General features: G+C 59.0%; 5 protein-coding genes. 4 read left to right on the top strand and 1 reads right to left on the bottom strand.

The genetic code is table 11. From position 1 onward, the window contains the following. The first annotated feature begins 106 nt into the window (after positions 1–106). On the top strand, positions 107–1,786 hold the full coding sequence (locus tag A3714_RS15940) for a trypsin-like serine protease (protein WP_063509349.1): 1,680 nt from the start codon (positions 107–109) through the stop codon (positions 1,784–1,786). A gap of 88 nt (positions 1,787–1,874) precedes the next feature. Here A3714_RS15940 and A3714_RS15935 read toward each other — a convergent pair whose 3' ends face one another. After that, positions 1,875–2,873 carry an LLM class flavin-dependent oxidoreductase gene (locus A3714_RS15935; RefSeq protein WP_197463435.1) on the bottom strand — a complete coding sequence of 333 codons (999 nt, stop codon included), beginning with the start codon at positions 2,871–2,873 and terminating at the stop codon, positions 1,875–1,877. A 211-nt stretch (positions 2,874–3,084) separates the two neighbouring features. Between A3714_RS15935 and A3714_RS15930 the strand changes: the two genes are divergently transcribed. From A3714_RS15930 to A3714_RS15920, 3 genes are all read left to right on the top strand, one after another. After that, positions 3,085–4,995 (top strand): acyltransferase family protein, encoded by a 1,911-nt coding sequence (locus tag A3714_RS15930; protein ID WP_063509348.1) that lies wholly within the window; start codon positions 3,085–3,087, stop codon positions 4,993–4,995. 150 nt (positions 4,996–5,145) lie between these two features. Then, positions 5,146–6,975 (top strand): serine protease, encoded by a 1,830-nt coding sequence (locus tag A3714_RS15925; RefSeq protein WP_197463434.1) that lies wholly within the window; start codon positions 5,146–5,148, stop codon positions 6,973–6,975. A 118-nt stretch (positions 6,976–7,093) separates the two neighbouring features. Further along, positions 7,094–7,906: a putative RNA methyltransferase gene (locus A3714_RS15920; protein WP_063509346.1), complete on the top strand. Its 813-nt coding sequence runs from the start codon at positions 7,094–7,096 to the stop codon at positions 7,904–7,906. Positions 7,907–8,024: the final 118 nt, after the last annotated feature.

Below are 8,024 nucleotides of genomic sequence, written 5' to 3'. Positions count from 1 at the left end.
CCTTCAAGACAAGGCCCGAATTGGTGAATTCGGGTCAGATACATAAGCTCACACAGCCTTGCAGTGAAAGCCGATAAAATGGTTAAAAATGTGCAAGGCTGCCGCCATGTTTCGTCATATCGCTCTGCTGGCAGGGCTCGCCACACTCCCTTTCTCCAGCACCCTCGCAGACACCGCCACCGCCAGAATCGTGGGCGGTGACCCGGCTCCGGTTGACCGCTGGCCGTGGATGGCCCAATTGGCCGTGGATGATCCCAGCGTGAGCGGCTATCTGCTTTGTGGCGCCAGCCAGCTCAGCCCGGAGTGGCTGGTGACTGCCGCCCACTGCATGGAATATCTGGATGGATCACCCGCTGAAGCGAATCGCACCTTCGTCTTCATCGGTGATACCGACCGCAACAACGTTCCCCAAAACGGCATTCCAGTCAGACAAATACTCCTGCACCGCCAGTACCAGAACCTGAACCGGGATCTGGCGCTGTTACGCATTGATCCACGCAGCAATACTCTCTGGCCCAGCATCATCAGCAACGACGGCTTTAACGCGTTGGAACAGCGAACAACGTCTGCTCTGGATGAGTCTGTCACTGCCCTGGGGTGGGGAGATACCGGAAATGGAAATCTCAGCAATGTGTTGCGAGAAGTGCAACTGGACTATATCCCCCAGCAAAGCTGCCGGGAGCTATCAAGCCTTACCATCACCAACTTTGCGGTCTGCGCCGCTGAGTTGAACCCAATCAATGGCAATAATCAGGATTCCTGCTTTGGCGACAGCGGCGGCCCCTTGTTTCTGGACCGGGACCGACAACCCTGGCTGGTCGGCCTGACCAGCTTCGGCCTGCGTAACTGTGCCACCGGCGCGCCGTCCGGCTACACCCATCTGTCGGCGGAAACCGCAGAACTGGAGTTCCTGACCGACTCTGCCGGTATTCCCCTGGTGGACCTACTCCCTGAATGGCCGACACCACCACCGGAGTATTACTACCAGCCCCCCGGCGGCAGCCAGACGCTGACCCTGGTCCTGAAAAACGACAGCAAGGAAAACACCGTCACCAATCCGATCCTGGGGTTTAGTCTCACTGACAACACCTTTGCCAGTGGACGCTGGTCCGGGTGCGGCGGCCTGCTTTCCGGCGATCGCTGCCGCCCCGTATCCAGCCTCGCGGCCAGCAGCAGCGTGAATCAGGATCTGGTGGTTGATGGCAACGGCGGCACCGATCAGGTGGTCACTGTGGCGATCACCGCCACCGCCAACCAGGACGATTACCGGCGCCGCAATAACCGCATTGCGCAGATGGTGGTGTTCTCCAACCAGCCGGATCTGACTCTGTCCGCCGTCCAGCAGAGCGGCAACACCAGTGAAGCCAGGGTGGCGGTAACGCTCAACAATCGATCCACGATCAATAACGCTACCAATGGGGAAATCCGCTTTTCCCTGCCACTCAATACAACCCTGGCAAACGCTGACGAGCTGGGCTGTACCCTGTCCAACCCGGTGAGCTGCCCGGTAGGCGATTTGCCCGCCAGCAGCAGCCAGACCGTGAATCTGACCTTCGCCTCGGATACCGGAGAAAACCGGTCAATAACGTTTACCGGTTTCTCCACTAATGGAGATCTGCCAAACGATAACGACAATAGCGCCAAACTGACCCTGCGCTACCCCTCTCCGGCCCCCAGCCCGACCGGAGGCGGCAGCAGTGGCGGCGGAGCGCCGGCCACCCTCACCCTGCTGGCAGGTTTGCTGCTGGTGTTGCGCCGTTTCACGGCTAAAGCACAACATCGTTAGTCCCGCTTTATCCCGCTGGAGCTTTGCTCGCAAAGCGAATAGCCCTTCGCCTTGTGAACAAGGTTCCAACGGGGTCTGGTGCTAGTCGCTAGCGACGAAACTGCGGCAGCGACGCCAGAATATCCAGGGCGTGGCGACGCTTTGCCGGGTCGTACAGATCTACAGTCACCATCAATTCATCAATTTCCACGCTATCCAGCAACTGATCCAGTTGCCCTTCGATAGTGCTGGCGGTCCCCAGCAATTGCAGGGCCAGAAAGCCTCTTACCCCGGCCTCTTCTTCCGGATTCCAATATCCGTCCATGCTTTCCACCGGCGGACGCATCCACAACGGCTGGCCCCGGAACAGGGACAGAATGCGCTGATAGCTGGTGGTGGCCAGAAAACGGGCCTCCTCATCGGTTTCCGCCGCCACCGCCGGTACCGCGAGCATGGCGTAGGGCTTGTCCAGCTGCGCCGACGGCTGAAACTGCTCCCGGTAGAGACGCAACGCCTCGCGATACAATCGCGGCGCAAAATGCCCGGCAAAGGCATAGGGCAACCCCCGCTGGGCCGCCAGCTGGGCACTATAGAGGCTGGACCCCAGCAACCAGATCGGCACCTCGGTGCCGGCACCGGGAATGGCGTTGACCGACCGGGAACGATCCAGCGGCCCCAAAAGCCGCTGCAATTCGGCCACGTCATGGGGGAACTGCTCGGCACCCAGACCCTCACGGCGCAGAGCGCGGCTGGTCATCGGGTCGGTGCCCGGGGCCCGCCCCAACCCCAGATCAATCCGGCCGGGATGCAGGATTTCCAGGGTCCCGAACTGTTCGGCGATAACCAGAGGCGGGTGGTTAGGCAACATCACTCCACCGGAGCCCACCCGGATGGTCTCCGTGGCATTGGCGATATGACCGATCAGCACCGCGGTGGCCGCACTGCTGATGCCCTCCATGTTGTGATGCTCGGCCAGCCAGAAGCGCTTGAAGCCCAGGGCTTGCGCATGGCGGGCATAGGCCACGCTGTTAGCCAGGGTCTGCCCAATGGTGTCGCCCTCACGGACGGAGGCTAGTTCCAGCAGGGAAAACGGCAGGGATGCGGCCACAGAGTGCTCCTTGATGGCAGCCAGAGAGATTGAGTCGGGCTCACAGTAACATGCATGAGCGCCACCCTGAATCAGGTTCGCGCATGCCGGGCCTGTGGCGGCCACAGAGCCGGGAAAGCGCCCTCCCCTTGGCGGCAAGCCCGGCCCGTCTTGTTTGCCCTGGCACCGCCCTATATTCTCCCCGGTTTGCTGATCATCCTGGGAGAACGCCTTGAAGACCACGCCGAGTTACCGCGCCGATATCGAAGGGCTACGTGCGCTGGCCGTTGTCCTGGTGATTCTCTATCACTATGAGGTTCCCGGCATCACCGGCGGTTTTATCGGTGTGGACGTGTTCTTTGTCATTTCCGGGTTTGTGATCACCCAGCTTCTGCAGCGGGCGTTTGAAAAAGGCACCTTCCGGTTTCGCGATTTTTACGCCCGTCGTATCCGCCGACTGGTACCCCTGTTCCTGCTAGTGTCCACGGTCACCTTCCTGATGATCTCGCCCTTCTATATCGGCGATGCCTACTACATCTTTGCCAAGAGCTGGCTGTCCTCCCTGGTGGGCCTGAGCAACATCTACTATTTCCAGGAACTGAGCCAGTACTTTGCACCGGAAACCCGCTCCCTGTCCCTGCTGCACACCTGGTCGCTGGCGGTGGAAGAGCAGTTCTACCTGATCTGGCCGCTGGCCCTGTACCTGGCCTACCGCTTCGGCAAGGGCCGCGATGGCCACTGGCCGTTCCGCATCACTCTGGTGGGCACCTTTGCGCTGTCCGTGTATCTTGCCAGCGCCCACCCTGCTGCCGCCTACTACCTGCTGCCCGCCCGGTTATTCGAGTTTATGCTGGGCACCGGCGTGGCCCTGTTCAGCCGTCAGCTTCCGGCCTTGAACCGACCCAGTGCCGAGATCTTGGCAGGCCTGGGGCTGGCCATGATCATCGCCACCGGCCTGCTGCTGACCAAGCACGATCATTTCCCCGGCTATAACGCCCTGTGGCCCACCCTGGGCACCGCCATGGTGATCTATGCGGGCCTGCACCAGACTCGCACTCTTACCGCCCGCCTGCTCAGCCTGCCGGTGATGGTATTTCTGGGCGGCATCTCCTACTCCCTGTACCTGTGGCACTGGCCGCCGGTGGCATTGCTGCACTACCAACTGATTGAACTGACCTGGGCGAACCGCCTGGGACTCATCCTTGTGGTCGTGGCGCTGTCTTGGCTGAGCTACCGCTTTGTGGAGAATCGGTACCGGCACCGCCCCTGGAGTTTCAAGAAATCCTTCATGGTGTTCATCTTCGTGCCGCTGCTGATCATCTGGGCCATCCAGTCCACCATCCGCATCGCCGATGACCTGAGCTTCCGCATCTCCGAAGAACGTCGCGAGCTCTACACCATCATCGCCCAGAACAATGCCGCCGATCTGTACAAACGCTGCTTCAAGGGTGATCCGACAGAATTCAACAAGGGCAAGGCCTGCCTGTTCGGCGCCGAACCGGAGAACGGCCAGCCGGATGCCATGCTGATCGGCGATTCCCATGCCATCGCCCTGCTGGGTTTCGTCGAGCAACTGATTGGTGAGCGCCATTCCATGCTGGTGGTGACCCGCGCTTCGACGCCTTTCGTAATCCCCGAACACTCGGCTAACGCCTTCGGCGACCCGGAAAAAACCGAACGCAACATCGCCCTGGCCGAGTACCTGCAACAACGCCCCATGACCGTGTTCGTCAATGCCTGGTGGAGCGCCTACCTGCAAAGTGAATCCTTCCAGCGCTATTTCGTGGACACCGTGGACTGGCTTCACAGCCAGGGCCACAACGTTATCCTCATTGAAGATGTACCCGAGCTGCCCTCCTCGTCCTATGCGGAATGTCTGTTGAAAAATATGGACGACTGCTCAATTGATGCAGTGGAGGCGGAAGCGCAATTGAGCAATTTCTATCGCTTCAAGCAAACCGTACAGGCACGTTTCCCGGATATCACCTGGATTAATCCGAAAAAAGTCCTCTGCGATGAAAGCCGCTGCCAGACCGTATTGAATGGCATCCCTCTTTACCGGGACGAAAGTCATCTGAACCATGTGGGGTCCACAGAGATTGGTCGGGTTTATCTTGAGCGGTTTGGCAATCCGCTGCCCTAGCCGGACACAATCTTCACCGAACAAAACGTGACTACCGTCACGTTATTCGCTGTGACTACAAAAAGAATGGCGATTTTCCTACATCGCTAGTCGTTTCCCGGACCTAGAATGCCCCCCTTTCGCCATTTTGATTCATCTGGGAAATGTCACATGAAATATCGCTTGATTGTCGCACTGGCTTCTACTTTGGCCTGCAGCAGCGTATTCGCTGCAAGCGCATCACCCAGGGTTGTCGGCGGGGAGACCGCTGACACTAACTGGAACACACTGGTTGCATTGATTGATAAACAGAGAAAACAAGACGCCATCGATGCAGAGCAACCTTTCCCGGTTGGTCAAGGACAGGTCTGTGGCGGCACCTTGCTGTCCCGGGACTGGGTGCTGACCGCAGCACACTGTGTCCGCTCCGGCATCGTTACAACACCGGCCAGTGAACTCGAACTCCTTGTCGGCAGCCAGACCCTGGAGGTCCCCACTGATAGCCCACTGTTGCTGAACGCTGCAAATATCATCGTCCACCCCGGTTACAACGCAGCGACGTTTGAAAACGATATTGCATTGATTCGATTGGCGGAACAGGCCGAAACCGGCAGCCCGGGCATCCATACCGGGGTACTGTCAAAGGTCGACACCGACAGCGCCATGGAAAACCTGGTCAGTTACGATGACATTCTGAGTGTGTTGGGCTGGGGCGTTGCTACCTATCAGGACAGGGATGAGAACCCCGCCACTCTGGAGCCTGTTGCTTTTGTAGAACTGCAAGAAGCAGCGCTGGACTATGTTACCAACGCATCTTGCCAGGCCACTATTGATCTCTATACCAATGGCGATCAGATTCTGGACACCATGCTGTGCGCCAATGAGCCCAACCCGGATCAGGGCGATACCTTTGGGGAAGACTCTTGCCAGGGCGACAGCGGCGGCCCATTGCTACTGACCGGCGCGTTACTGAATGACAGCCCCCAGGTCGGGATTACCAGTTTCGGTTATTCCACCGATGATAAATGTGGCGACTCGGAAATTCCCTCTATCTACACTCGGGTTTCTCAGTATCTGGACTGGATTGAGCAACAGACTGGTGCCGCCGAGCTGGCGCTCCGGGACCTCACCATTGCTGAAGACGGCAATACCTTCCAGGGATTCGGTACCATTGATTTCCAGGTACCGGTAGAAAACGCAGGCAGCCGGCCAGCAACTCATTTCGCTCTGTCTCTCTCGCATCCCGCCGAATTGACCCTGACCCCGTCTCCAGACCAAACCGGGCTTGCCTGCAACCCGTCGGACAACGGACTCACCGCATGTCAGTATGACGGCGCAGCCATCCCCGGCGGATCGAGCCAGCCGTTCGGCTTTACCGCCACGGACAGCAACAGCCAGAGCGATACCGACCTCCAGATAGATGCCACGGTCGAGCTGGACAACCAGCGGGATTACCACCGGTTGAACAACAGCGGCATGATTTCCCTGCAACTCGGGCAACCGGAATTTGCTGTCGCCGCTGAGCCGGTTTGCCTCTCTCCCAGAAACGGCCAGGTTGAGATGCGTGTCGAAGCGACTCTCACCAATACCGATCCGACAATCCACTCCCTCGGCACCCGTCTTACCGGACCGCTGGATGAGGATCTGACCCTTGTGGGCACCCTCAGTACAGGGTGCAGCACCGACGAAGGGAACTATGTTTGCCAACTAGGCAGACTCGATGCAGGGCAGGAACTGGCAGCCACAGTGGTGATCCGTGCCGATGCCGAGATCGAGAAAACCCTGATGGTACAAGTAGAAAACGATAACGGCATCAAAGTCGGATCCATGATGGAGACCGCGGTGGAACTGGATTTCAGTCGTGAAGACCTGGAAGCCTGTCCCGATGTCCCACCCCCTGCGACACGTTCTCCGCGCAGCTCAGGCGGCGGAGGCGGCAGCCTTCCCTTGGGTCTGTTGTCCCTCATGGTGTTGCTGGGTCTGTACCGGCGCAAAGCCTGAACAGACACCACAAAGAAAAGGGCCGGCCTTGCCGGCCCTTTTTTATTGCCGGAAGAATTTGCGACAATGCGGTTTCTTGCCATCGCCAAGTGCGCCCTACCCGAGTCACCCGCAGACCATGCCCAACCTGAAATGTCCCAGTTGCGACCTCCCCCTGCTTCTTTCCGGCAACAGCTGGCAGTGCGACAACGGTCATCGTTTTGATCGCGCCAAACGGGGTTATACCAACCTGCTGCTGGCCCAGCACCGCCGCTCCCGGGCGCCCGGCGACGACAAGGCCATGGTGCAGGCACGCACCGCGTTTCTGGAGCTGGGGCGTTATCAACCGCTGGCCGATGCCCTGCTGGATAACCTGGACGACGAGGACCAGCCCTGGCTGGATATCGGCTGCGGCGAAGGCTGGTATACCTGCCAATTCGCCCGCCGGCTTGGCAGCGCCAATGGCGTGGGCGTGGATATTTCCAAGTTTGCCGTGGACGCGGCGGCCAAACGGGACAAGGTGTTGACCTGGCTGGTGGCCAGTGGCGCCCGCTTGCCGTTGTTTGATAACAGTCAGCAGCGGGTCTTTGTGCTGTTCACACGCTTGTTCACCGACGACATTGCCCGGGTTCTCAAGCCCGGAGGGGAACTGATTGTGGTCGGCACCGGTGAGCAGCATTTGCTGCCTCTGCGCGAGGCACTCTATGAAGAAGTGCGTCAATCCGGGTTCGATGCAGGCAAGTTTCTCGATGCCCGATTCACGCAGATCGACAATCAGGATATCCACCTGGAATGGGTGCCGGATGACGAGCAGGAACTGCAGAATCTCCTGGCCATGACCCCACACCACTGGCGCGCCAAACCGGAAGCCAAGGCCGGTATCGGCAAGCTGGCGGGCCAGACCATGAATGCACATTTTGTGATTCAGCGGTGGGGGAAAATCAATCAATAGTTAATAATGAATAGTTTCGCGGTTGGATGATTGTGGAATCCGCAAGCAAAGAGGCCGCGCCCAAAGCATGGGCGCGGCCTCTTGCGTTGCAGAACAGACAACCCATTTCGCGACGTTA

Source organism: Alcanivorax sp. HI0007, from assembly GCF_001635525.1.
Lineage (GTDB): Bacteria > Pseudomonadota > Gammaproteobacteria > Pseudomonadales > Alcanivoracaceae > Alcanivorax.
This window is presented reverse-complemented; position numbering and strand designations above follow the sequence as displayed.